A 24,767-nucleotide genomic window follows, 5' to 3' on the forward strand; every position below is an offset into this window, starting at 1 on the left:
GCCCGCAGGAAAGCTCCTTTGTGTTTCTATGCAACTGTCTTGTGCATGGCTATCATGCGGGCCTCATTATCAGGGCGTAGTTCGCATGCTCACGTTGCTAGAACTTCTAAAGGATGGCCGTTTCCATTCGGGGCAGGCATTAGGCGTGGCGCTCGGAATCAGCCGAAGTGCTGTGTGGAAGCAATTGCAGCACTTGGAGGCTGAGCTGGGCTTGTCTGTCCATAAGGTTCGAGGCAAGGGCTATCAATTGGCTAAGCCGTTGCTGCTTTTGAATGTGGCTGAGATTGGTGCAGAAGAGTCTTGTCTGTGGCCCGTCCATATATTTGATTCTATTGACTCGACCAACGCAGAAGCGTTGCGTTTCATAGAGCGCGGAGTACAGGCGCCGTTCCTTATTTTGGCTGAGCGGCAGACTGCTGGGCGTGGTCGCCGTGGTCGGAAGTGGGTCAGTCCGTTTGCGGATAATCTCTATTACAGCCTGGTGTTACGTATCGATGGTGGGATGCGCCAGGTTGAAGGGTTGAGTCTCGTCGTAGGGCTGGCTGTCTTGCGTGCCCTGCACGATATGGGTGTTTTGGAGGCGGGCCTGAAATGGCCTAACGATATCCTGGTCGGCTCAAAAAAAATCGCAGGCATCCTCCTTGAGCTGGTTGGTGATCCAGCAGACGTTTGTCATGTTGTCCTTGGGGTTGGAATCAATGTGAACATGCAGTCTGCTGCTGAGGTTGATCAACAGTGGACTTCCATGAGTCTTGAGGCGGGCAGAACTTTCGATCGGAATGAGCTGGTTATGCGTTTGGGGGTCAGCCTTCAGCGATACTTGAGGTTGCATCAGATGTCCGGGTTTTCGGCAATCCAGGAGGAGTGGGAGCGATATCATTTGTGGCAGGGGCGTTCCGTGTCGCTGGTTGCTGGTGCAAATCGTATTGACGGCGTTGTGTTGGGGATTGATCGTCAGGGTGCGCTGCGTTTGAAGGTAGATGGCGTGGAAAAAATCTTTAGTGGTGGCGAGCTCAGCCTGAGGTTGCGTGATGATTCTTGAGCTCGATTGTGGCAACAGTTTTATCAAATGGCGCGTTCTGGGTGCTGATAGCGCGACGCCTGTAGAAGGGGGGGTAGCTGGCTCTGATGCGGATCTGATCGCCTGTTTGAGTGACGCTGAAAAATTCCAGCTCAAGAAGTGCCGTCTTGTCAGTGTGCGGACCCAAGAAGAAACAGAGTCATTGATCGCCTCGTTGGTTAATGCGTTTGGAGTATCTGTAGCGCGCGCCGTGCCCACTCGGGAAATGTCGGGTGTCAGGAATGGCTACGAGGATTTTGAGCGGTTGGGGCTTGATAGATGGCTGGCTTTGCTCGGAGGGTTTCACCTCGCCTCGGGAGCCTGTCTGGTGCTCGATTTCGGTACGGCCATTACGGCCGATTTCGTAGGGGCAGATGGCGAGCATCTAGGGGGATTTATTTGTCCGGGCTTGCCTTTGATGCGTAATCAGTTGCGTACACATACCCGGCGAATTCGTTATGACGATACGGCCGCCGAGCGCGCCCACGAAAGCCTTGAACCAGGTCGCACCACTGTAGAAGCGGTTGAGCGCGGTTGCATGTTGATGCTCAGAGGGTTTGTGCTGACTCAACTTGAATTGGCCCGACAGTATTGGGGAAAGGATTTCGTTGTGTTTCTGACGGGTGGGGACGCTAATCTGGTTTCGGGCGTTGTCCCGGCTGCCAGGGTTGTGCCTGATCTGGTTTTTGTCGGTCTGGCGATGGCCTGTCCTTTGTCCTGAGGTTTTTATGCGTTGGCTGTTCTTGCTCCTATTGGTTTTGAATGTCTTCTACTACGTTTGGCACCAGCAGGAGGCTCCGCTTCGAGCAAAGGATGTGACTCCGTTGAATCTGTATCGTGGCTCGCAGCAAGACATTCATCTTTTGAGTGAAACGGCTGATGCGCTGGTCAGGCGTGATGCGAGCAAGCCCGGGGAATTACCAAAGACCTGTGCTTATCTGGGTGGTTTCAGTCGCCTGGAGATAGCCAGGCAGCTGGAGCAACGGCTCGCGGCGTCAGGAATCATTGCGCGTGCTGCGCCTTTGAGTTCGCCTGAGGCCGGAGGAGGGTTCTGGGTTCAAGTTCCCTCGGAGCATGCCGCGAAATTGAATGAGGCATTGCTTCAAAACCTTTCCAGAGAATTCAATGAGTTAAAACACAAAATAATGCCCTGTGAGGGGGTTGCGCCCTCAGGGTAGTTTGCATAGAATGGCGCCCGCTTCGCAGCGAAGACCTTTAAAGGTTAGCGGTGTGAATCAAGGTCAACGCAGCTAACCTCAGGTTTTTAATGAGAAAATGGTTGACAGAAGGCTGGCATGATGTAGAATGCCGGCTCGCTTAGGAGGGGTTCCCGAGCGGCCAAAGGGATCAGACTGTAAATCTGACGTCTACGACTTCGAAGGTTCGAATCCTTCCCCCTCCACCAGTTTTAGCGTGAGCTGCAAGCTCCGCGGGTATAGTTTAGTGGTAGAACCTCAGCCTTCCAAGCTGATGATGCGGGTTCGATTCCCGCTACCCGCTCCAAGTTTGCAGGTTGTGCAAAGTGTTTTGCTCTTGTAGCTCAGTTGGTAGAGCACACCCTTGGTAAGGGTGAGGTCAGCGGTTCAAATCCGCTCAAGAGCTCCATCTAACAAGGCAGATATGAAAATATCTGCCTTTGTTTTAATGGTTAGTGTGACTTGCTAATTTCTTCTCCTAGGGGTGATTTCGATGGCTAAGGAAAAGTTCGAACGTAATAAGCCGCACGTCAACGTTGGTACCATCGGTCACGTCGACCACGGTAAAACCACTCTGACCGCTGCTCTGACTCGTGTCTGCTCCGAAGTTTTCGGCTCGGCCAAGGTTGAGTTCGACAAGATCGACAGCGCCCCGGAAGAGAAGGCTCGTGGTATCACCATCAACACCGCTCACGTTGAATACGATTCGGCCGTGCGTCACTACGCGCACGTTGACTGCCCAGGTCACGCTGACTACGTAAAAAACATGATCACCGGTGCTGCCCAGATGGACGGCGCGATCCTGGTTTGCTCGGCCGCTGATGGTCCGATGCCACAAACCCGTGAGCACATCCTGCTGTCCCGTCAGGTTGGCGTTCCGTACATCGTTGTCTTCCTGAACAAGGCTGACATGGTTGACGACGCTGAGCTGCTGGAACTGGTTGAGATGGAAGTGCGCGACCTGCTGAGCACTTACGACTTCCCAGGTGATGACACTCCAATCGTCATCGGTTCGGCTCTGATGGCTCTGAACGGCCAAGACGACAACGAAATGGGTACTTCTGCTGTCAAGAAGCTGGTTGAGACCCTGGACAGCTACATTCCAGAACCAGAGCGCGCCATCGACAAGCCGTTCCTGATGCCAATCGAAGACGTGTTCTCGATCTCGGGTCGCGGTACTGTTGTGACTGGTCGTGTTGAGCGTGGCATCGTTCGCATCCAGGAAGAAGTTGAGATCGTCGGTCTGCGCGACACTCAGAAAACTACCTGCACCGGCGTTGAGATGTTCCGTAAGCTGCTGGACGAAGGTCGTGCTGGCGAGAACTGCGGCGTGCTGCTGCGCGGCACCAAGCGTGACGACGTAGAGCGTGGTCAGGTTCTGGTCAAGCCAGGCACCGTCAAGGCTCACACCAAGTTCACCGCAGAAGTTTATGTTCTGAGCAAGGAAGAAGGCGGTCGTCATACTCCGTTCTTCAAAGGCTACCGTCCACAGTTCTACTTCCGTACAACTGACGTGACTGGTAACTGCGAGCTGCCAGAAGGCGTTGAAATGGTAATGCCAGGTGACAACATTCAGATGACTGTCACCCTGATCAAGCCGATCGCGATGGAAGATGGTCTGCGTTTCGCTATCCGTGAAGGCGGTCGTACCGTCGGCGCCGGCGTCGTAGCCAAAGTCATCGAGTAAACAGTTGTAATGTCTTTTTCGGGCCGGCATAATGGTCGGCCTGATTTTGTTTTAGGTCAGTAGCTCAATTGGCAGAGCGACGGTCTCCAAAACCGTAGGTTGGGGGTTCGATTCCCTCCTGACCTGCCAGATTCACTCGTGTGTCTGGCTTTCTTTTCACAGGATCTTCATAGATGACTCCTAAAGCTGAAGCTCAAGGCTCTCGCTTCGATCTGCTCAAGTGGCTAGTGGTAGTCGCTTTGGTGGCTGTTGGCGTTGTTGGCAATCAGTATTTTTCTGCTTCGCCGATCCTGTACCGTGTACTTGCATTGCTTGCTATCGCTGCTGTTGCTGCCTTTGTAGGTCTGCAAACGGCTAAGGGCAAGTCTTTCTTTGTACTCGCTAAGGAAGCTCGCACCGAGATTCGTAAAGTCGTATGGCCAACTCGCCAAGAAACCACGCAAACCACGTTGATCGTCGTGGCTGTTGTTCTGGTAATGGCGTTGCTGTTGTGGGGGCTCGACTCCCTGCTCGGCTGGCTTGTTTCCTTGATTGTTGGCTAAGGGTGTCCCGTGGCTAAGCGTTGGTACGTTGTGCATGCTTACTCGGGTTACGAGAAGCATGTCATGCGCTCGCTGATAGAGCGCGTAAAGCTGGCTGGCATGGAAGATGGCTTTGGCGAGATTCTGGTCCCCACTGAAGAAGTGGTTGAGATGCGTAACGGCCAGAAACGCAAAAGTGAACGTAAGTTCTTCCCAGGTTACGTGCTGGTGCAGATGGATATGAACGAAGGGACTTGGCACTTGGTCAAGGATACCCCTCGGGTCATGGGCTTCATTGGTGGTACTGCCGATAAGCCCGCGCCGATTACAGACAAAGAGGCAGAAGCGATTCTGCGTCGCGTCGCTGATGGTAGCGACAAGCCGAAGCCGAAAACGCTGTTTGAGCCAGGTGAAGTTGTACGTGTCACTGATGGTCCATTCGCTGACTTCAATGGCACGGTTGAAGAAGTTAACTACGAAAAGAGCCGGATCCAGGTGGCAGTGCTCATTTTCGGTCGCTCTACTCCGGTAGAGTTGGAGTTCAGTCAGGTCGAAAAGGTCTGATTGAGCAGGCATCCCAACCCCGCAGCCCAAGGCTGTGGGGTTTTGTCGTCACTGGGATAAACGCGCAAGTAACCGGGGAGCCTTTCGAGGCGTTCGAACCCGTAATTGGAGTGCCTCATGGCCAAGAAGATTACCGCTTACATCAAGCTGCAAGTGAAGGCCGCTCAGGCTAACCCAAGCCCACCCGTTGGTCCTGCTCTGGGTCAGCACGGCGTGAACATCATGGAATTCTGCAAGGCTTTCAACGCCCGTACCCAGGGTCTTGAGCCAGGTCTGCCGACTCCAGTGATCATCACTGTCTATAGCGACCGTAGCTTCACTTTCGAAACAAAAAGCACCCCTGCTTCGGTTCTGCTGAAGAAGGCTGCAGGTTTGACCAGCGGTTCCGCTCGTCCAAACACTGTTAAGGTTGGCACCGTTACCCGTGCTCAGCTGGAAGAAATCGCGAAAACCAAAAACGCGGATCTGACTGCAGCTGATATGGATGCAGCCGTGCGTACTATCGCCGGTTCTGCTCGTAGCATGGGCCTTAACGTGGAGGGTGTGTAATGGCTAAGCTGACCAAGCGTCAAAAGGCTATCGCCAGCAAAATCGAAGCAGGCAAGGCCTACAACTTTGTAGATGCCGCTGCCCTGCTGGCCGAGCTGTCGACTGTCAAGTTCAGCGAGTCGTTCGACGTTGCTGTAAACCTGGGTGTTGATCCACGTAAATCCGACCAGGTCGTTCGTAGCGCTACCGTGCTGCCACACGGCACTGGCAAGACCGTTCGCGTTGCAGTCTTCACCCAGGGCCCAGCAGCTGAAGCTGCTCTGGCTGCTGGTGCTGATCGCGTAGGCATGGACGATCTGGCTGCCGAAATGAAAGGCGGCGAGCTGAACTATGACGTCGTTATCGCATCCCCGGATGCCATGCGTGTTGTAGGTCAGTTGGGTCAGATCCTCGGTCCACGTGGCCTGATGCCTAACCCTAAAGTCGGCACCGTAACGCCAGACGTAGCTACCGCGGTCAAGAACGCCAAGGCTGGTCAGGTTCGTTATCGCACCGACAAAAACGGCATCATCCACACCTCCGTTGGCAAGATCGGCTTCGATGCCGTCAAGCTGAAGGAGAACGTTGAAGCCCTGATCGCTGATCTGAAGCGCATCAAGCCAGCTTCTTCGAAAGGTATCTATGTCAAGCGCGTTACCCTGAGCACCACCATGGGCCCAGGTCTGGTTATCGACCAAAGCTCGCTCGACGCGTAAGACTCAAATTGGCGCAAGCGATTGCGCCAATTGAAAAATTGGGGTCCCTGCCTGGCGGGGGCTATCCAAGACCGTAGGCGACGCAAGTCTTAAACCACAAGCCTACGCAGATGGTGCTCCCGGTTCCTTACCGAATCAGACACCAAAACGACATTCGGTTCCGACCGAATGAAACGGTAACAAGCAGGAGTTAAACCCGTGGCAATTAAACTCGAAGACAAGAAGGCCATCGTCGCTGAAGTCAACGAGGCTGCCAAAGTCGCTCTGTCCGCTGTCGTGGCTGATGCCCGTGGCGTGACAGTAGGCGCTATGACCGGACTCCGTAAAGAGGCCCGCGAAGCTGGCGTTTATGTACGTGTCGTACGTAACACCCTGCTCAAGCGCGCTGTTGAAGGCACTCAATATGACGTGCTCAACGACGCGTTCGTCGGCCCGACCCTGATTGCATTCTCGAAAGAACATCCGGGCGCTGCTGCCCGTATCTTCAAAGAGTTCGCAAAGGGTCAGGACAAGTTCGAGATCAAGGCAGCTGCGTTCGAGGGCAAGTTCCTCGCAGCTAACCAAATCGACGTACTGGCAACTCTGCCGACCCGTGACGAAGCAATTTCTCAGCTGATGAGCGTGATTCAAGGCGCTACCAGCAAATTGGCTCGTACTCTGGCGGCAATTCGCGACCAGAAAGAAGCTGCTGCAGCCTGAGGCTGAGCGTTTCCTTTCCCGCGTATTTTTGTTTATTTCGATGGCCGTGCCGGCTATCCCCCAATTCAGGAATTGAGTCATGTCTCTGACTAACGAACAAATCATCGAAGCAATCGGCGAAAAATCCGTAATGGAAATCGTTGAGCTGATCAAGGCAATGGAAGAGAAGTTCGGCGTTACCGCCGCCGCTGCTACCGTTGCTGCTGCTGGTCCAGCTGCTGTCGTTGAAGAGCAAACCGAGTTCAACGTTGTTCTGGCTGCCGCTGGCGACAAGAAAGTCAACGTGATCAAGGCTGTTCGTGAACTGACCGGTCTGGGTCTGAAAGAAGCCAAGGAGAAGGTTGATTCCGCTCCTCAGGTTATCGCTGAAGGCGTTTCGAAAGAAGCTGCTGAAGACGCGAAGAAGAAGCTGGAAGAAGCAGGCGCTACCGTCGAAATCAAGTAATTTCGACCTTGCGTCTCCAGCCCGAGCGTCGAGCGAAAGGCTGATGGCTGGTGGCTTTTGCCACCGGCCTTTTTCCGTTATTGGCAGCCGACTGGGTCGGTGCTGGTAGCGAGCTGTAACCACCCGAGGTGGTGGCGCAAACCATGGGGTTTGCACGATTTTCTGGCCGCTCCCGTCGGGAAGGGCCAAACAAGCAGGTGACCAAGCTGGGGAACGCTGATGGCTTACTCATATACTGAGAAAAAACGTATCCGCAAGGACTTTAGCAAGTTGCCGGACGTCATGGATGTGCCGTACCTCCTGGCCATCCAGCTGGATTCGTATCGTGAATTCTTGCAAGCGGGAGCGACTAAAGATCAGTTCCGCGACGTGGGCCTGCATGCGGCCTTCAAATCCGTTTTCCCGATCATCAGCTACTCCGGCAATGCTGCGCTGGAGTACGTCGGTTATCGTCTGGGCGAACCGGCATTTGATGTCAAAGAATGCGTATTGCGCGGTGTGACTTACGCCGTACCTTTGCGGGTAAAAGTGCGCCTGATCATTTTCGACAAAGAATCGTCGAACAAAGCGATCAAGGACATCAAAGAGCAAGAAGTCTACATGGGTGAAATTCCCCTGATGACTGAAAACGGTACCTTCGTAATCAACGGTACCGAGCGTGTAATCGTTTCCCAGCTGCACCGTTCTCCAGGCGTGTTCTTCGACCACGACCGCGGCAAGACGCACAGCTCCGGCAAGCTGCTTTACTCCGCACGCATCATTCCTTACCGCGGCTCCTGGCTGGACTTCGAGTTCGACCCGAAAGATTGCGTGTTCGTGCGTATCGACCGTCGTCGCAAGCTGCCTGCATCGGTATTGCTGCGCGCGCTCGGCTATACCACCGAGGAAGTGCTCGACGCGTTCTACACCACCAACGTCTTCCATGTGCAAGGTGAAAACCTCAGCCTGGAACTGGTGCCTCAGCGCCTGCGCGGTGAAATCGCCGTTCTCGATATCCAGGATGACAAAGGCAAGGTCATTGTCGAGCAGGGTCGTCGTATCACCGCTCGTCATATCAACCAGCTGGAAAAGGCCGGAATCAAAGAGCTGCAAGTGCCCATGGACTACGTCCTCGGTCGCACTACGGCCAAGGCCATCGTTCACCCGGCCACTGGCGAGATCCTGGCAGAGTGCAACACCGAGCTGAACACTGAAATCCTGGCGAAGATCGTCAAGGCTCAGGTCGTTCGTATCGAAACGCTGTATACCAACGATATCGACTGTGGTCCGTTCATTTCCGATACGTTGAAGATCGACTCCACCGGCAACCAGCTGGAAGCGCTGGTCGAAATCTATCGCATGATGCGTCCTGGCGAGCCGCCAACCAAGGATGCCGCCGAAACCCTGTTCAACAACCTGTTCTTCAGTCCTGAGCGCTATGACCTGTCTGCGGTCGGCCGGATGAAGTTCAACCGTCGTATCGGTCGCACCGAAATCGAAGGTTCGGGCGTACTGAACAAGGACGACATCGTTGCGGTGCTCAAGACCCTGGTCGACATCCGTAACGGCAAGGGCATCGTCGATGACATCGACCACTTGGGTAACCGTCGTGTTCGCTGCGTAGGCGAAATGGCCGAGAACCAGTTCCGCGTTGGCCTGGTGCGTGTAGAGCGCGCGGTCAAGGAACGTCTGTCGATGGCTGAAAGCGAAGGCCTGATGCCGCAGGATCTGATCAACGCCAAGCCGGTAGCGGCTGCGGTGAAAGAGTTCTTCGGTTCGAGCCAGCTCTCCCAGTTCATGGACCAGAACAACCCGCTGTCCGAGATCACCCACAAGCGTCGTGTCTCTGCACTCGGCCCAGGTGGTCTGACGCGTGAGCGCGCAGGCTTCGAAGTTCGTGACGTACACCCGACCCACTACGGTCGCGTATGCCCTATCGAAACGCCGGAAGGTCCGAACATCGGCCTGATCAACTCCCTGGCTGCCTATGCCCGCACCAACCAGTACGGCTTCCTGGAAAGCCCGTATCGCGTAGTGAAGGAAGGGCTGGTCACCGACGAGATCGTGTTCCTGTCCGCCATTGAAGAGGCCGATCACGTGATCGCCCAGGCTTCGGCGACCATGAACGAAAAAGGTCAGTTGATCGACGAGCTGGTAGCTGTTCGTCACCTGAACGAGTTCACGGTAAAGGCGCCGGAAGACGTCACCCTGATGGACGTTTCGCCCAAGCAGGTAGTATCGGTCGCGGCCTCGCTGATCCCGTTCCTCGAGCACGACGACGCCAACCGTGCGTTGATGGGTTCGAACATGCAGCGTCAGGCTGTACCGACCTTGCGTGCCGACAAGCCGCTGGTAGGTACTGGCATGGAGCGTAACGTTGCTCGCGACTCCGGCGTTTGCGTCGTGGCTCGTCGTGGTGGCGTGATCGACTCCGTCGATGCCAGCCGTATCGTGGTTCGCGTGGCCGATGACGAAGTTGAGCCAGGCGAAGCCGGTGTCGACATCTACAACCTGACCAAGTACACCCGCTCCAACCAGAACACCTGCATCAACCAGCGTCCGCTGGTGAGCAAGGGTGATCGGGTACAGCGCAGCGACATCATGGCCGACGGCCCGTCCACCGACATGGGTGAGCTGGCACTGGGTCAGAACATGCGCATCGCGTTCATGGCATGGAACGGCTTCAACTTCGAAGACTCCATCTGCCTGTCCGAGCGTGTAGTGCAGGAAGATCGCTTTACCACGATCCACATTCAGGAACTGACCTGTGTGGCGCGTGACACCAAGCTGGGTCCAGAGGAAATCACCGCGGACATCCCGAACGTGGGTGAAGCCGCTCTGAACAAGCTGGACGAAGCCGGTATTGTTTATGTAGGTGCTGAAGTAGGCGCTGGCGACATCCTGGTCGGTAAGGTCACTCCGAAAGGCGAAACCCAGCTGACTCCGGAAGAAAAACTGCTGCGTGCCATCTTCGGTGAAAAAGCCAGCGACGTTAAGGACACCTCTCTGCGCGTGCCTACCGGCACCAAGGGTACCGTCATTGACGTACAGGTCTTCACTCGCGACGGCGTTGAGCGTGATGCTCGTGCTCTGTCCATCGAGAAAAGCCAGCTGGACGAGATTCGCAAAGACCTGAACGAAGAGTTCCGTATCGTTGAAGGTGCCACTTTCGAGCGTCTGCGCGCTGCGTTGGTTGGCCATAAGGTCGAAGGCGGCGCGGGCCTGAAGAAAGGTCAGGAAATCACCGACGAAGTGCTCGACGGTCTTGAGCACGGCCAGTGGTTCAAACTGCGTATGGCTGAAGACGCTCTGAACGAGCAGCTCGAGAAGGCTCAGGCCTATATCGTTGACCGTCGCCGTCTGCTGGATGACAAGTTCGAAGATAAGAAGCGCAAGCTGCAGCAAGGCGATGACCTGGCTCCGGGCGTGCTGAAGATCGTCAAGGTCTACCTGGCAATCCGTCGTCGCATCCAGCCGGGCGACAAGATGGCCGGTCGTCACGGTAACAAGGGTGTGGTCTCCGTGATCATGCCGGTTGAAGACATGCCGCACGATGCCAACGGCACCCCGGTCGATGTCGTCCTCAACCCGCTCGGCGTACCTTCGCGTATGAACGTCGGTCAGATCCTTGAAACCCACCTGGGCCTCGCGGCCAAGGGCTTGGGCGAGAAGATCAACCGCATGCTCGAAGAGCAGCGCAAGGTCGCCGACCTGCGCAAGTTCCTGCATGAGATCTACAACGAAATCGGTGGTCGTAACGAAGACCTCGACAGCTTCTCCGACCAGGAGATCCTGGATCTGGCGAAGAACCTCAAGGGCGGCGTTCCAATGGCCACTCCGGTGTTCGACGGTGCCAAGGAAGTTGAAATCAAGGCCATGCTGAAACTGGCAGACCTGCCGGAAAGCGGCCAGATGCAACTGTTCGATGGCCGTACCGGCAACAAGTTCGAGCGCCCGGTTACCGTTGGCTACATGTACATGCTGAAGCTGAACCACTTGGTAGACGACAAAATGCACGCTCGTTCTACCGGTTCTTACAGCCTGGTTACCCAGCAGCCGCTGGGTGGTAAGGCGCAGTTCGGTGGTCAGCGTTTCGGGGAGATGGAGGTCTGGGCACTGGAAGCTTACGGTGCTGCATACACTCTGCAAGAAATGCTCACAGTGAAGTCGGACGATGTGAACGGCCGGACCAAGATGTACAAAAACATCGTGGACGGCGATCACCGTATGGAGCCGGGCATGCCCGAGTCCTTCAACGTGTTGATCAAGGAAATTCGTTCCCTCGGCATCGATATCGATCTGGAAACCGAATAACACGTGACGCGAATCGAGAGCGGGGCTGTAGTGCCCGCTCTCTGCTCCGCCAGGAGGAAAGGCCTTGAAAGACCTACTGAATTTGCTGAAAAACCAGGGTCAAGTCGAAGAGTTCGACGCCATCCGTATTGGACTGGCCTCGCCTGAGATGATCCGTTCGTGGTCGTTCGGTGAAGTTAAAAAGCCGGAAACCATCAACTACCGTACGTTCAAACCCGAGCGTGACGGTCTGTTCTGCGCCAAGATCTTTGGCCCGGTAAAGGATTACGAGTGCCTGTGCGGTAAGTACAAGCGCTTGAAGCATCGTGGTGTGATCTGCGAGAAGTGCGGCGTTGAAGTCGCGCTGGCAAAAGTCCGTCGTGAGCGCATGGCGCACATCGAACTGGCCTCGCCGGTTGCTCACATCTGGTTCCTGAAATCGCTGCCGTCCCGTATCGGCTTGCTGATGGACATGACCCTGCGTGATATCGAACGTGTTCTCTACTTCGAGAGCTATGTCGTTATCGACCCGGGCATGACTACCCTTGAAAAAGGTCAACTGCTCAACGACGAGCAGTACTTCGAAGCGCTGGAAGAGTTTGGCGACGATTTCGATGCCCGCATGGGTGCCGAAGCCGTCCGCGAACTGCTGCACGCGATCGACCTGGAGCACGAGATCGGCCGTCTGCGCGAAGAAATCCCGCAGACCAACTCCGAAACCAAGATCAAGAAGCTGTCCAAGCGTCTGAAGTTGATGGAAGCCTTCCAAGGCTCCGGCAACCTGCCTGAGTGGATGGTGTTGACCGTTCTGCCGGTTCTGCCGCCAGACCTGCGTCCACTGGTTCCGCTCGATGGCGGTCGCTTCGCGACGTCCGACCTCAACGATCTGTATCGTCGAGTGATCAACCGTAACAACCGCTTGAAGCGCCTGCTCGATCTGTCCGCTCCGGACATCATCGTGCGCAACGAAAAGCGTATGTTGCAGGAGGCCGTTGACGCGTTGCTCGACAACGGTCGCCGTGGCCGCGCCATCACCGGTTCCAACAAGCGTCCTCTGAAATCCCTGGCCGACATGATCAAGGGTAAACAGGGTCGTTTCCGTCAGAACCTGCTCGGTAAGCGTGTTGACTATTCCGGTCGTTCGGTAATTACCGTAGGCCCGACCCTGCGTCTGCACCAGTGCGGTCTGCCTAAAAAAATGGCTCTGGAACTGTTCAAGCCGTTCATTTTCGGCAAGCTGGAAATGCGTGGTCTTGCTACCACCATTAAAGCAGCCAAGAAAATGGTCGAGCGCGAGCTGCCAGAGGTCTGGGACGTTCTCGCTGAAGTGATCCGCGAACACCCCGTACTGCTCAACCGTGCACCGACCCTTCACCGTCTGGGTATCCAGGCGTTTGAACCGGTACTGATCGAAGGTAAGGCTATCCAGCTGCACCCGCTGGTCTGTGCTGCGTACAACGCCGACTTCGACGGCGACCAAATGGCCGTGCACGTACCGCTGACGCTGGAAGCCCAGCTGGAAGCGCGTGCGTTGATGATGTCCACCAACAACATTCTGTCGCCAGCGAACGGTGAACCAATCATCGTTCCGTCGCAGGACGTTGTATTGGGTCTGTACTACATGACTCGTGAAGCGATCAACGCCAAAGGCGAAGGTCGTGTATTCGCGGACCTGCAGGAAGTTGACCGTGTGTTCCGTGCCGGCGAAGCCGCACTGCACGCCAAGGTCAAGGTACGGATCAACGAAACCGTTAACGATCGCGATGGCAACAGCGTGACCAACACTCGTATCGTCGACACCACTGTCGGTCGTGCGCTGTTGTTCCAGGTTGTGCCGAAGGGCCTGTCGTTCGACGTCGTCAACCTGCCGATGAAGAAGAAGGCGATCTCCAAGCTGATCAACCAGTGCTACCGCGTGGTGGGTCTGAAAGAAACCGTGATCTTCGCTGACCAGCTGATGTACACCGGTTTTGCTTATTCGACCATCTCCGGCGTTTCCATCGGTGTTAACGACTTCGTTATCCCGGATGAAAAAGCCCGCATCATCGGTACCGCTACCGAAGAAGTTAAAGAGATCGAGAGCCAGTACGCCTCCGGCCTGGTAACCCAGGGCGAGAAGTACAACAAAGTGATCGACCTCTGGTCGAAGGCGAACGATGAAGTCTCCAAGGCGATGATGGCCAACCTCTCGAAAGAGAAGGTCATCGACCGTCATGGCGACGAAGTCGAGCAAGAATCCTTCAACTCGATGTACATGATGGCTGACTCGGGTGCGCGGGGTTCTGCTGCGCAGATCCGTCAGCTCGCCGGTATGCGTGGCCTGATGGCCAAGCCGGACGGCTCCATCATCGAGACTCCGATTACCGCGAACTTCCGTGAAGGCCTGAGCGTACTCCAGTACTTCATTTCCACTCACGGTGCTCGTAAAGGTCTTGCGGATACCGCGTTGAAAACGGCGAACTCCGGTTACCTGACCCGTCGTCTGGTGGACGTGGCGCAGGACCTGGTGGTGACCGAGATCGATTGCGGCACCGAGCATGGCCTGGTCATGACGCCGCACATCGAAGGCGGTGACGTTGTAGAGCCGTTGGGTGAGCGCGTATTGGGTCGTGTCATCGCCCGTGACGTCTTCAAGCCGGGCACCGAGGATGTAATCGTTCCTGCTGGCACCCTGGTCGATGAGAAGTGGGTCGAGTTCATCGAGCTCAACAGCATCGACGAAGTGATCGTACGTTCGCCGATCAGCTGCGAAACTCGCTACGGCATCTGCGCCAAGTGCTACGGTCGCGATCTGGCTCGTGGTCACCAGGTGAACATCGGTGAAGCGGTCGGCGTTATCGCTGCCCAGTCCATCGGTGAACCGGGTACCCAGTTGACGATGCGTACGTTCCACATCGGTGGTGCTGCAAGCCGGACCTCCGCAGCTGACAGCGTTCAGGTGAAAAATGGCGGTACCGTCCGTCTACATAACCTGAAGCACGTAGAGCGAGTGGACGGTCACCTGGTTGCGGTATCCCGTTCCGGTGAGCTGGCGATTGCAGACGACTTCGGTCGTGAGCGTGAGCGCTACAAGCTGCCATACGGTGCCGTGATTTCGGTCAAGGAAGGCGACAAGGTCGACGCTGGCGCCATCGTTGCCAAGTGGGACCCGCACACTCACCCGATCGTCACCGAGATGAAAGGTACCGTGACCTACGTGGGCATGGAAGAGGGCATCACGATCAAGCGTCAGACCGACGAATTGACCGGTATGACCAACATCGAAGTGCTCGACGTCAAAGACCGTCCGGCTGCAGGCAAGGACATCCGTCCTGCAGTGAAGATGGTCGACGACAATGGCAAGGACCTGTTGCTGCCAGGCACTGACGTAATCGCTCAGTACTTCCTGCCAGCCAACGCCCTGGTCGGTGTTGCGGACGGTGCGCAGATCGCAATCGGTGATGTTATCGCCCGTATCCCGCAGGAAACTTCGAAAACCCGTGACATCACCGGTGGTCTGCCACGTGTTGCCGACTTGTTCGAAGCCCGTCGTCCGAAAGAAGCCTCGATCCTGGCTGAAGTCAGCGGCACCATCGCGTTCGGTAAAGAGACCAAGGGCAAGCGCCGTCTGGTCATTACGCCGAATGATGGTAGCGATCCGTACGAAGAGCTGATTCCGAAGTGGCGCCACCTGAACGTCTTCGAAGGCGAACAGGTCAACCGCGGCGAAGTTATCTCCGACGGCCCGAGCGATCCTCACGACATCCTGCGTCTGCTGGGTGTGAGTGCGCTGGCCAAGTACATCGTGAACGAAATCCAGGACGTTTACCGTCTGCAAGGCGTGAAGATCAACGACAAGCACATCGAGACCATCCTGCGTCAGATGCTGCGTAAAGTTGAGATCACCGAGTCCGGCGATTCCAGCTTCATCAAGGGCGACCAGATGGAACTGACTCACGTGCTGGTGGAGAACGAGCGTCTGGCAGCCGAAGACAAGTTCGTTGCCAAGTTCACTCGCGTATTGCTGGGTATTACCAAGGCGTCGCTGTCCACCGAATCGTTCATCTCGGCGGCTTCCTTCCAGGAAACCACCCGTGTACTGACCGAAGCAGCGGTAACCGGCAAGCGCGATTATCTGCGTGGCCTGAAAGAAAACGTGGTCGTGGGTCGTCTGATCCCGGCAGGTACAGGTTTGGCCTATCACAGCGAGCGTAAGCGTCGCCGCGATGCAGACAAGCCTCTGCGCGTAAGCGCCAGTGAAGTGGAAGCTGCACTGACCGAAGCGCTGAACTCGAGTGGTAACTGAGTTCTGCGGTAATTGAGCGCCTGGCCCTGATCACTCCGTTCGGCGGATCGAGACAAATTGTCGAGATTCGTCGGGCGGGGAGGTCGGGGCCTCGCCTTGACTGGGGCCAAGATCCTCTTTAGACTCTTGATCCCCTAAATTTGGCGGGAATTCGTTCCTGCCATTTTTGCTTTTCTTGTAAGACAATAGCGTCGCAAGACAACAGTGGAGCTAGTAGATGGCAACTATCAACCAGCTGGTACGTCAGCCGCGCAAGCGTATCGTCGAGAAATCCGACGTGCCTGCGCTGCAGAACTGCCCGCAACGTCGTGGCGTATGCACTCGTGTGTATACCACTACGCCGAAAAAACCTAACTCGGCACTGCGTAAAGTATGCCGTGTGCGTCTGACCAACGGTTTCGAGGTTTCCTCGTACATCGGCGGTGAAGGCCACAACCTGCAGGAGCACAGCGTGGTCCTGATCCGTGGCGGTCGTGTAAAAGACTTGCCAGGTGTTCGTTATCACACCGTTCGCGGCTCCTTGGATACCTCCGGCGTTAAAGGTCGTAACCAGGGTCGTTCGAAGTACGGTACCAAGCGTCCGAAGTAATCGGTCGTTTTGCAGTTTTCTTTTTTATTGAGTCGATAAGAGTAAGGTCGGGCACGCACCTGCTGTCCCGGGCTAACCTGAAGACCGTTTGAGGGCTTATCAATGCCAAGACGTCGCGTAGCAGCCAAACGTGAGATTCTGGACGATCCGAAATACGGAAGCCAGATTCTCGCCAAGTTCATGAACCACGTAATGGAAAGCGGCAAGAAAGCCGTTGCCGAGCGTATTGTTTATGGCGCACTGGACAAAGTTAAGGAACGCAAGAACAGCGATCCCCTGGAAATCTTCGAAAAAGCTCTCGACGCCATCGCTCCGCTGGTCGAAGTGAAGTCGCGCCGTGTAGGCGGTGCTACTTACCAGGTTCCGGTCGAAGTTCGTCCGTCCCGTCGTAACGCCCTGGCAATGCGCTGGTTGGTAGACTTCGCCCGCAAGCGCGGCGAGAAGTCCATGGCTCTGCGTTTGGCTGGCGAACTGTTGGACGCTGCTGAAGGTAAAGGTGCTGCAGTTAAGAAGCGTGAAGACGTGCACCGTATGGCTGAAGCCAACAAGGCTTTCTCGCACTACCGCTTCTAATTCTGGCGTCACTAATTTCGCGAGGGCTTTATGGCTCGTACAACTGATATCAAACGCTACCGTAACATTGGTATCGTTGCTCACGTGGATGCGGGTAAAACCACTACCACTGAGCGCGTCCTGTTCTACACGGGCGTAAACCACAAAATGGGCGAGGTGCATGATGGCGCCGCGACCATGGACTGGATGGTACAAGAGCAGGAGCGGGGTATTACCATTACTTCCGCGGCTACCACTGCTTTCTGGGAAGGCTCCAACAAGCAATTCCCTAAGCATCGCTTCAACATCATCGACACCCCCGGCCACGTGGACTTCACCATTGAAGTAGAGCGTTCGCTGCGTGTGCTCGACGGTGCTGTCGTTGTGTTCTGTGGTACTTCGGGTGTTGAGCCTCAGTCGGAAACCGTATGGCGTCAGGCCAACAAGTACGGCGTTCCTCGTCTTGTCTACGTGAACAAGATGGACCGTGCCGGTGCCAACTTCCTGCGCGTCGTTGGTCAGATCAAACAGCGTCTGGGTCACACTCCGGTGCCTATCCAGTTGGCTATCGGTGCCGAAGACAACTTCGAAGGTCAGATCGATCTGATGACCATGGAAGCTGTTCGCTGGAACGATAACGACAAGGGTATGGCTGCTGTTCGTGGTCCGATCCCGGCTGAGCTGCAAGAGCTGGCTGAAGAGTGGCGCAGCAATATGGTCGAGGCAGCTGCCGAGGCCAACGAAGAGCTGATGAACAAGTACCTGGAAGGCGAAGAACTCACGATCGAAGAGATCAAGGGTGCTCTGCGTCAGCGTACTATCGCTGGTGAAATCGTTCTGGCTGTTTGCGGTTCTTCCTTCAAGAACAAGGGTGTTCCCCTGGTTCTCGACGCCGTTATCGACTATCTGCCTGCACCGGTCGACATTCCGGCCATCAAGGGTACCGACCCTGATGACGAAACTGTCGAAATGGAGCGTCACGCAGACGACGCTGAGCCGTTCTCGGCTCTGGCGTTCAAGATCGCTACCGACCCGTTCGTGGGTACCCTTACCTTTGCTCGTGTCTACTCGGGCGTGTTGAACTCCGGTGACGGCGTTATCAACTCGGTCAAGGGTAAAAAAGAGCGTGTGGGTCGTATGGTGCAGATGCACGCCAACACCCGCGAAGAGATCAAGGAAGTACGCGCTGGTGACATCGCGGCTCTGATCGGCATGAAGGACGTCACCACTGGTGACACCCTGTGCTCCGCTGACAAGCCAATCATCCTGGTTCGCATGGACTTCCCGGAGCCGGTTATCTCGGTTGCCGTTGAACCAAAAACCAAGGATGACCAGGAAAAAATGGGCATCGCTCTGGGCAAGCTGGCTCAGGAAGACCCGTCTTTCCGCGTCAAAACCGATGAAGAGACTGGTCAGACGATCATCTCCGGCATGGGCGAATTGCACCTGGACATCCTGGTTGACCGGATGCGTCGTGAGTTCAACGTCGAAGCCAACATCGGTAAACCGCAGGTTTCCTATCGTGAGAAGATCACGAAGTCCTGCGAGATCGAAGGCAAGTTCGTTCGTCAGTCCGGCGGTCGTGGCCAGTTCGGTCACTGCTGGATCCGTTTTGCACCTGCTGACGAAGGTCAGGAAGGTCTGCAGTTCCTGAACGAAGTAGTGGGTGGTGTGGTTCCGAAGGAATACATCCCGGCTATCCAGAAGGGTATCGAAGAGCAGATGAAGAACGGCGTTGTCGCCGGCTATCCGCTGATCGGCCTGAAGGCTACCGTGTTCGATGGTTCTTACCACGACGTCGACTCCAACGAGATGGCGTTCAAGGTGGCGGCCTCCATGGCGACCAAGCAACTGGCTACCAAGGGTGGCGGTGTTGTGCTTGAGCCGATCATGAAGGTTGAAGTCGTAACACCTGAGGATTACATGGGCGACGTGATGGGTGACCTGAACCGTCGTCGCGGTCTGATCCAGGGTATGGAAGATACGGTTTCCGGCAAGGTTATCCGTGCCGAGGTTCCGTTGGGTGAGATGTTCGGTTATGCAACCGACGTTCGTTCCATGTCCCAGGGTCGCGCGAGCTACTCTATGGAATTCTCCAAATACTCCGAAGCTCCGTCGAACATCGTCGAAGCTCTCGTTAAAAAACAAGGCTGATTCAGCCCCTTTAGGCTAGGAGTTAATTGTCGTGGCTAAAGAAAAATTTGAACGTAACAAACCGCACGTCAACGTCGGCACCATCGGTCACGTCGACCACGGTAAAACCACTCTGACCGCTGCTCTGACTCGTGTCTGCTCCGAAGTTTTCGGCTCGGCCAAGGTTGAGTTCGACAAGATCGACAGCGCCCCGGAAGAGAAGGCTCGTGGTATCACCATCAACACCGCTCACGTTGAATACGATTCGGCCGTGCGTCACTACGCGCACGTTGACTGCCCAGGTCACGCTGACTACGTAAAAAACATGATCACCGGTGCTGCCCAGATGGATGGCGCGATCCTGGTTTGCTCGGCCGCTGATGGTCCGATGCCACAAACCCGTGAGCACATCCTGCTGTCCCGTCAGGTTGGCGTTCCGTACATCGTTGTCTTCCTGAACAAGGCTGACATGGTTGACGACGCTGAGCTGCTGGAACTGGTTGAGATGGAAGTGCGCGACCTGCTGAGCACTTACGACTTCCCAGGTGATGACACTCCAATCGTTATCGGTTCGGCTCTGATGGCTCTGAACGGCCAAGACGACAACGAAATGGGTACTTCTGCTGTCAAGAAGCTGGTTGAGACCCTGGACAGCTACATTCCAGAGCCAGAGCGCGCCATCGACAAGCCGTTCCTGATGCCAATCGAAGACGTGTTCTCGATCTCGGGTCGCGGTACTGTTGTGACTGGTCGTGTTGAGCGTGGCATCGTTCGCATCCAGGAAGAAGTTGAGATCGTCGGTCTGCGCGACACTCAGAAAACTACCTGCACCGGCGTTGAGATGTTCCGTAAGCTGCTGGACGAAGGTCGTGCTGGCGAGAACTGCGGCGTGCTGCTGCGCGGCACCAAGCGTGACGACGTAGAGCGTGGTCAGGTTCTGGTCAAGCCAGGCACCGTCAAGGCTCACACCAAGTTCACCGCAGAAGTTTATGTTCTGAGCAAGGAAGAAGGCGGTCGTCATACTCCGTTCTTCAAAGGCTACCGTCCACAGTTCTACTTCCGTACAACTGACGTGACTGGTAACTGCGAGCTGCCAGAAGGCGTTGAAATGGTAATGCCAGGTGACAACATTCAGATGACTGTCACCCTGATCAAGCCGATCGCGATGGAAGATGGTCTGCGTTTCGCTATCCGTGAAGGCGGTCGTACCGTCGGCGCTGGCGTCGTAGCCAAAGTCATCGAGTAAGACTTTTGTAGAGTCAGCTTGATGATTTGAAAAAGCCCCCGCTTAGCGGGGGCTTTTTTATTGAGTTGACACCTACCGGGGGCGTCTATAGAATTGCGCCTCCTTTTAACGGGCGTATTGCGCCCGGTGGGAATAGCAGCCGGAGTCTGAAATCCAATGCAAAATCAGCAAATCCGTATCAGGTTGAAGGCCTTTGACCATCGCCTGATCGACCAATCCACCCAGGAAATCGTGGAAACCGCGAAACGTACTGGTGCTCAAGTGCGTGGTCCTATTCCACTGCCTACCCGTAAAGAGCGGTTTACCGTTCTGGTCTCCCCGCACGTCAACAAAGACGCGCGTGACCAGTACGAGATTCGTACTCATAAGCGCGTTCTGGACATCGTCCAGCCAACGGATAAAACCGTTGATGCACTTATGAAGCTCGATCTTGCGGCCGGTGTGGAAGTGCAGATCAGCCTCGGCTAAGACTCGGTCTTGGTCGTGTAACGCTCTGAAATGGGCGGCCATAGCGGGTGAAAGCCCCGTACACTCATGAGGTTTACAACATGACTATTGGTGTAGTCGGTCGTAAATGCGGTATGACCCGTATTTTCACCGAAGAAGGTGTCTCCATTCCGGTCACGGTCATTGAGATCGAGCCGAATCGCGTCACCCAGTTCAAAACTGAAGAGACCGATGGCTATCGTGCAGTGCAAGTCACTGTCGGCGAGCGTCGTGCTTCGCGTGTAACAGCAGCTCAGGCTGGCCACTTCGCCAAGGCGAACGTTGCCGCTGGTCGTACCGTAATGGAATTCCGCCTTGAAGAAGGCGAGTACCAAGCCGGCGATCTGATCAAGGCCGAAATCTTCGCCGCAGGTCAACTGGTTGATGTAACCGGTCAGTCCAAGGGTAAAGGCTTCCAGGGTACGATCAAGCGTTGGAACTTCCGCGGGCAAGATAACACCCACGGTAACTCCGTATCCCACCGCGTTCCAGGCTCTATCGGCCAGTGCCAGACTCCTGGTCGTGTATTCAAGGGCAAGAAAATGTCCGGTCATATGGGCGCCGAGCGCGTGACCGTACAGTCCCTGGAAGTAGTGCGCGTGGACGCTGAACGCAATCTGTTGTTGGTCAAGGGCGCTGTTCCTGGCGCTACTGGCGGCAACGTGGTTGTACGTCCAGCAGCCAAGGCTCGCGGTTAAGGGGAAGCTGACATGCAATTAAATGTAAATGACGCTCAAGCGATCGAAGTTTCCGAACTGACATTTGGCGGCGAATTCAACGAGACGCTGGTTCACCAAGCAGTCGTGGCCTATATGGCTGGCGGCCGTCAAGGTAGCAAGCAGCAAAAGACCCGTTCCGACGTTTCCGGTGGCGGCAAGCGCCCATGGCGTCAGAAAGGTACTGGCCGTGCTCGTGCCGGTACTATCCGTAGCCCAATCTGGCGTGGCGGCGGTACCACTTTTGCAGCTCGTCCTCAGGACCACTCCCAAAAGCTGAACAAGAAGATGTACCGCGCAGCAATGCGTTCCATCCTTGCTGAGCTGGTGCGTACTGATCGTCTGGTCGTGGTTCAGGATTTCGCTGTTGAAACACCGAAAACCAAAGACCTGCTGGGCAAACTGAACAACATGAGCCTGACCGACGTTCTGATCGTGTCGGACGCTGTTGATCAGAACCTGTACCTGGCTGCTCGTAACCTGCCGCACGTCGATGTGCGTGATGTGCAAGGTTCCGATCCAGTTAGTCTGATCGCATACGACAAGGTGTTGATCACCGTGTCGGCCGTGAAGAAATTCGAGGAGCTGCTGGGATGAACCAGGAACGCGTATTTAAAGTTCTGCTTGGCCCGCACGTTTCCGAGAAGGCTACGGTTCTGGCAGACAAGAAAGGCCAGTTCGTTTTCAAGGTTGCTACCGACGCAACCAAGCTGGAAATCAAGAAGGCCGTCGAAAGCCTGTTCAGCGTGAAAGTTGAGCGCGTGACTACCCTGAATGTTCTGGGTAAGAGCAAGCGCACCGCTCGCGGTCTGGGCAAGCGTAATGACTGGAAGAAGGCAGTTATCTCCCTTCAGCCAGGCCAAGATCTCGATTTCAGCAGCAGTGCTGAGTAAGGAAGGGGTGCATCATGGCAATCGTTAAATGCAAACCGACTTCCCCTGGCCGCCGTTTTGTGGTCAAGGTGGTCAATCAGGAGCTGCATAAAGGCGCTCCTCACGCACCGCTGCTCGAGAAGAAGTCGAAGTCTGGTGGTCGTAACAACAATGGCCGCATCACCACACGTCACGTGGGTGGTGGTCATAAGCAGCATTATCGTCTGGTCGACTTCCGTCGCAACGACAAGGATGGCATCGCTGCCACCGTCGAGCGTATCGAATACGATCCAAACCGTACTGCTCACATCGCTTTGCTGCTGTACGCAGATGGCGAGCGTCGCTACATCATTGCCCCTAAAGGCGTGAGCGCTGGCGACCAGCTGATCTCTGGTGCTCTGGCGCCGATCAAGCCGGGCAACGCTCTGCAACTGCGCAACATTCCAGTTGGTAGCACCGTACACGGCATCGAATTGAAGCCAGGTAAAGGCGCGCAGATCGCTCGTTCCGCTGGTGCTTCGGCTCAGCTGATCGCCCGTGAAGGTGTCTACGTTACCCTGCGTCTGCGTTCCGGTGAGATGCGTAAAGTACTGGCTGAATGCCGTGCGACCTTGGGTGAAGTCTCGAACTCCGAGCACAGCCTGCGTTCGTTGGGTAAAGCTGGTGCCAAGCGCTGGCGTGGCGTTCGCCCAACCGTTCGTGGTGTTGCCATGAACCCGGTTGACCACCCACATGGTGGTGGTGAAGGTCGTACCTCTGGTGGTCGTCATCCGGTATCGCCATGGGGCTTCCCGACTAAGGGCGCGAAGACTCGTGGTAATAAGCGTACCGACAAAATGATCGTCCGTCGTCGCAAGTAAATAGAGGGATACGACAGTGCCACGTTCTCTGAAAAAAGGTCCTTTTATTGATCTTCACCTACTGAAGAAGATCGAAGTGGCGGCGGAAAAGAACGATCGCAAACCAGTCAAGACCTGGTCGCGTCGTTCGATGATCCTGCCACAGATGGTCGGTCTGACCATCGCTGTACACAACGGTCGCCAGCACGTCCCGGTTCTCGTGAACGAAGACATGGTCGGCCACAAACTGGGCGAGTTCGCCGGTACCCGCACATACCGTGGGCACGTGGCTGACAAGAAAGCCAAGCGTTAAGGGGTAAGGAAATGGAAGTAGCCGCTAAGTTGTCGGGCGCTCGAATCTCCGCCCAGAAAGCCCGCTTGGTCGCCGACCAGATCCGCGGGAAGAAGGTGGGCGAAGCGCTCAACCTGTTGGCTTTCAGCAGTAAGAAAGCCGCCGAGATCATGAAAAAAGTGCTGGAGTCGGCCGTAGCCAACGCCGAGCATAACGAAGGCGCAGACGTTGATGACCTGAAGGTCAGCACCGTTTTCGTTAACGAAGGGCGTTCGCTGAAGCGCATCATGCCACGTGCCAAAGGCCGTGCTGATCGCATCGTCAAGCGGTCTTGCCATATCACTGTCAAGGTTGCTGACAAGTAACGGAGTCGAAGAGATGGGTCAGAAAGTACATCCCATTGGCATTCGCCTGGGAATCGTCAAGGAGCACACCTCCGTCTGGTACGCAGACGGTCGGACTTATGCGGACTACTTGTTCGCTGATCTGAAGGTGCGTGAGTATCTCCAAGACAAACTAAAAAGCGCGTCCGTAAGCCGTATCGATATTCATCGTCCGGCTCAGACAGCACGTATCACCATCCACACCGCTCGCCCAGGTATCGTTATCGGGAAGAAAGGTGAAGATGTTGAGAAGCTGCGTCAGGACCTGACCAAGCAAATGGGTGTGCCTGTGCACATCAATATCGAAGAGATCCGCAAGCCGGAGCTCGACGGTATGCTGGTTGCGCAGAGCGTAGCTCAGCAGCTGGAGCGTCGCGTAATGTTCCGTCGCGCTATGAAGCGCGCTGTACAGAACGCCATCCGCATTGGTGCCAAGGGCATCAAAATCCAAGTGAGCGGTCGTCTCGGCGGTGCTGAAATTGCACGTACTGAATGGTATCGCGAAGGTCGTGTGCCACTGCACACCCTGCGTGCCGACATCGACTATGCCAACTACGAAGCTCACACCACCTACGGTGTGATCGGTGTAAAGGTTTGGATCTTCAAAGGCGAAGTAATTGGTGGTCGCCAAGAAGAGCTGAAGCCACAAGCACCAGCGCCTCGTAAAAAAGCTGCTAAGTAAGGGG

24 protein-coding genes and 4 tRNA genes are annotated in these 24,767 nt (G+C 55.6%); all 28 read left to right on the forward strand.

What is annotated here, in order from left to right:
- The first annotated feature begins 85 nt into the window (after positions 1-85).
- The 28 genes from birA to rpsC all read left to right on the forward strand — a co-directional run bounded on the left by birA (position 86) and on the right by rpsC (position 24,763).
- Positions 86-1,042 carry a bifunctional biotin--[acetyl-CoA-carboxylase] ligase/biotin operon repressor BirA gene (gene birA / locus LCU97_RS24455; protein ID WP_232778034.1) on the forward strand — a complete coding sequence of 319 codons (957 nt, stop codon included), beginning with the start codon at positions 86-88 and terminating at the stop codon, positions 1,040-1,042.
- Positions 1,032-1,781, forward strand: coding sequence for a pantothenate kinase (locus tag LCU97_RS24460; RefSeq protein WP_053155976.1), 750 nt, complete (start codon positions 1,032-1,034; stop codon positions 1,779-1,781). Before birA ends, LCU97_RS24460 begins: the two co-directional genes overlap by 11 nt.
- A gap of 7 nt (positions 1,782-1,788) precedes the next feature.
- Positions 1,789-2,238, forward strand: a complete 450-nt coding sequence (locus tag LCU97_RS24465; protein ID WP_232778005.1) for a hypothetical protein — start codon at positions 1,789-1,791, stop codon at positions 2,236-2,238.
- Between the two features lie 142 nt (positions 2,239-2,380).
- Positions 2,381-2,465, forward strand: a tRNA-Tyr gene (locus LCU97_RS24470).
- A gap of 24 nt (positions 2,466-2,489) precedes the next feature.
- Positions 2,490-2,563 (forward strand) — tRNA-Gly (locus LCU97_RS24475).
- A 26-nt stretch (positions 2,564-2,589) separates the two neighbouring features.
- Positions 2,590-2,665, forward strand: a tRNA-Thr gene (locus LCU97_RS24480).
- 84 nt (positions 2,666-2,749) lie between these two features.
- Positions 2,750-3,943, forward strand: coding sequence for an elongation factor Tu (tuf, locus tag LCU97_RS24485; RefSeq protein WP_053151959.1), 1,194 nt, complete (start codon positions 2,750-2,752; stop codon positions 3,941-3,943).
- Positions 3,944-3,996: 53 nt separating this feature from the next.
- A tRNA-Trp gene (locus tag LCU97_RS24490) sits at positions 3,997-4,072 on the forward strand.
- Between the two features lie 44 nt (positions 4,073-4,116).
- Positions 4,117-4,485 (forward strand): preprotein translocase subunit SecE, encoded by a 369-nt coding sequence (gene secE / locus LCU97_RS24495; protein WP_039594676.1) that lies wholly within the window; start codon positions 4,117-4,119, stop codon positions 4,483-4,485.
- Between the two features lie 9 nt (positions 4,486-4,494).
- Positions 4,495-5,028: a transcription termination/antitermination protein NusG gene (gene nusG / locus LCU97_RS24500; RefSeq protein WP_010443972.1), complete on the forward strand. Its 534-nt coding sequence runs from the start codon at positions 4,495-4,497 to the stop codon at positions 5,026-5,028.
- 117 nt (positions 5,029-5,145) lie between these two features.
- On the forward strand, positions 5,146-5,577 hold the full coding sequence (gene rplK, locus LCU97_RS24505) for a 50S ribosomal protein L11 (protein WP_003176435.1): 432 nt from the start codon (positions 5,146-5,148) through the stop codon (positions 5,575-5,577).
- The gene (gene rplA, locus LCU97_RS24510; RefSeq protein ID WP_232778006.1) at positions 5,577-6,272 is read left to right on the forward strand and encodes a 50S ribosomal protein L1; all 696 of its coding nucleotides are present in this window, start codon (positions 5,577-5,579) and stop codon (positions 6,270-6,272) included. The genes rplK and rplA overlap by 1 nt, the downstream gene beginning before the upstream one ends.
- 198 nt (positions 6,273-6,470) lie before the next feature.
- Positions 6,471-6,971, forward strand: coding sequence for a 50S ribosomal protein L10 (gene rplJ, locus LCU97_RS24515; protein WP_024776458.1), 501 nt, complete (start codon positions 6,471-6,473; stop codon positions 6,969-6,971).
- 79 nt (positions 6,972-7,050) lie between these two features.
- Positions 7,051-7,416 (forward strand): 50S ribosomal protein L7/L12, encoded by a 366-nt coding sequence (gene rplL / locus LCU97_RS24520; RefSeq protein ID WP_232778007.1) that lies wholly within the window; start codon positions 7,051-7,053, stop codon positions 7,414-7,416.
- A gap of 219 nt (positions 7,417-7,635) precedes the next feature.
- Complete coding sequence (gene rpoB, locus LCU97_RS24525; protein WP_053149728.1) at positions 7,636-11,709, forward strand: DNA-directed RNA polymerase subunit beta; 4,074 nt, start codon at positions 7,636-7,638, stop codon at positions 11,707-11,709.
- A gap of 64 nt (positions 11,710-11,773) precedes the next feature.
- On the forward strand, positions 11,774-15,973 hold the full coding sequence (rpoC, locus tag LCU97_RS24530) for a DNA-directed RNA polymerase subunit beta' (RefSeq protein ID WP_053149726.1): 4,200 nt from the start codon (positions 11,774-11,776) through the stop codon (positions 15,971-15,973).
- Between the two features lie 217 nt (positions 15,974-16,190).
- Positions 16,191-16,562: a 30S ribosomal protein S12 gene (gene rpsL, locus LCU97_RS24535; protein ID WP_003186084.1), complete on the forward strand. Its 372-nt coding sequence runs from the start codon at positions 16,191-16,193 to the stop codon at positions 16,560-16,562.
- 102 nt (positions 16,563-16,664) lie between these two features.
- On the forward strand, positions 16,665-17,135 hold the full coding sequence (rpsG, locus tag LCU97_RS24540; protein WP_003186074.1) for a 30S ribosomal protein S7: 471 nt from the start codon (positions 16,665-16,667) through the stop codon (positions 17,133-17,135).
- Positions 17,136-17,165: 30 nt separating this feature from the next.
- Positions 17,166-19,268: an elongation factor G gene (fusA, locus tag LCU97_RS24545; protein WP_053149723.1), complete on the forward strand. Its 2,103-nt coding sequence runs from the start codon at positions 17,166-17,168 to the stop codon at positions 19,266-19,268.
- A 31-nt stretch (positions 19,269-19,299) separates the two neighbouring features.
- Positions 19,300-20,493 carry an elongation factor Tu gene (tuf, locus tag LCU97_RS24550; protein WP_053151959.1) on the forward strand — a complete coding sequence of 398 codons (1,194 nt, stop codon included), beginning with the start codon at positions 19,300-19,302 and terminating at the stop codon, positions 20,491-20,493.
- 156 nt (positions 20,494-20,649) lie between these two features.
- Positions 20,650-20,961, forward strand: coding sequence for a 30S ribosomal protein S10 (gene rpsJ, locus LCU97_RS24555; protein WP_003186070.1), 312 nt, complete (start codon positions 20,650-20,652; stop codon positions 20,959-20,961).
- 80 nt (positions 20,962-21,041) lie between these two features.
- Entirely contained in the window at positions 21,042-21,677 is a 636-nt protein-coding gene (gene rplC / locus LCU97_RS24560) for a 50S ribosomal protein L3 (RefSeq protein WP_053151955.1), read from the forward strand.
- Between the two features lie 12 nt (positions 21,678-21,689).
- Complete coding sequence (gene rplD, locus LCU97_RS24565) at positions 21,690-22,292, forward strand: 50S ribosomal protein L4 (RefSeq protein ID WP_007924200.1); 603 nt, start codon at positions 21,690-21,692, stop codon at positions 22,290-22,292.
- Positions 22,289-22,588, forward strand: coding sequence for a 50S ribosomal protein L23 (gene rplW / locus LCU97_RS24570; protein ID WP_002555488.1), 300 nt, complete (start codon positions 22,289-22,291; stop codon positions 22,586-22,588). Before rplD ends, rplW begins: the two co-directional genes overlap by 4 nt.
- 14 nt (positions 22,589-22,602) lie before the next feature.
- Entirely contained in the window at positions 22,603-23,427 is an 825-nt protein-coding gene (gene rplB / locus LCU97_RS24575) for a 50S ribosomal protein L2 (protein WP_053151953.1), read from the forward strand.
- A 16-nt stretch (positions 23,428-23,443) separates the two neighbouring features.
- Entirely contained in the window at positions 23,444-23,719 is a 276-nt protein-coding gene (gene rpsS / locus LCU97_RS24580) for a 30S ribosomal protein S19 (protein ID WP_002555486.1), read from the forward strand.
- An 11-nt stretch (positions 23,720-23,730) separates the two neighbouring features.
- On the forward strand, positions 23,731-24,063 hold the full coding sequence (gene rplV / locus LCU97_RS24585; RefSeq protein ID WP_003103908.1) for a 50S ribosomal protein L22: 333 nt from the start codon (positions 23,731-23,733) through the stop codon (positions 24,061-24,063).
- Positions 24,064-24,076: 13 nt separating this feature from the next.
- A complete protein-coding gene (gene rpsC / locus LCU97_RS24590; RefSeq protein ID WP_024778328.1) occupies positions 24,077-24,763 on the forward strand; it encodes a 30S ribosomal protein S3 in 687 nt (228 codons plus the stop codon).
- Positions 24,764-24,767: the final 4 nt, after the last annotated feature.

This window comes from Pseudomonas uvaldensis (assembly GCF_021271205.1).
Classification (GTDB): Bacteria; Pseudomonadota; Gammaproteobacteria; order Pseudomonadales; family Pseudomonadaceae; genus Aquipseudomonas; species Aquipseudomonas uvaldensis.